Annotated in this window: 1 protein-coding gene; it reads right to left on the bottom strand. The window is 64.1% G+C overall.

Annotation, left to right across the window (positions count from 1 at the left end):
• A partial coding sequence (locus ACK6BI_RS28000; protein ID WP_409319662.1) for an amino acid adenylation domain-containing protein occupies nucleotides 1-778 on the bottom strand: 778 nt, incomplete at both ends.

Raw genomic sequence — 778 nt, 5'->3', positions numbered from 1 at the left:
GGCCTGATCCGGCACCGGCAACGCCTTGCGGTCGAGCTTGCCGTTGGGGCTCAGTGGCAGCGCATCGAGGTGCACGAACACCGCCGGCACCATGTAATCCGGCAGGTGTTCGAGCAGGTGACTGCGCAGCACGTCGATGTCCAGCCGGGTGCCGGTGTAATAAGCGACCAGGCGTTTGTCCCCCGGCACGTCCTCACGGGCCAACACCGCCGCTTCCTGCACGCCGTCGATATCGGTCAGGCGAGACTGGATTTCACCCAGCTCGATGCGCAGACCACGGATCTTCACCTGATCGTCGTTACGGCCCAGGTATTCGATGTTGCCGTCGGCCAGGTAACGGGCGACGTCACCGGTGCGGTACAGGCGGCCATCGGGCTGGAACGGATCCTTCAGGAAACGCTCGGCGTTCAGCTCCGGACGGTTCAGGTAACCCCGCGCCACTTGCACGCCACCGATGTACAACTCACCCACCACACCTTGCGGCACCGGTTGTTGCTGAGCATCGAGGATGTACATCCGGGTGTTGGCGATCGGTTTGCCGATCGGCGTGTTGTCAGGCGTTTGCTCCAACGGCCCCGCGCAATCCCAGGCGGTGACGTCCACTGCCGCTTCGGTCGGGCCGTAGAGGTTGTGCAATCCAGCGCCCGGCAATTGCTGTTTGAAGCGCCGTACCAGGCTGCCCGGCAACGCTTCACCGCTGCACATCACCTGGCGCAGACCGTTGCAACGGCTCGTGTCGCCATGGGCGAGGAACACGTCGAGCATCGACGGCACGAAG

This window comes from Pseudomonas sp. KCJK9016 (assembly GCF_046231795.1).
Taxonomy (GTDB): domain Bacteria; phylum Pseudomonadota; class Gammaproteobacteria; order Pseudomonadales; family Pseudomonadaceae; genus Aquipseudomonas; species Aquipseudomonas bananamidigenes.
Note: the sequence above shows the minus strand (reverse complement) of the source record. Positions and strands in the feature narration are given on the sequence as shown.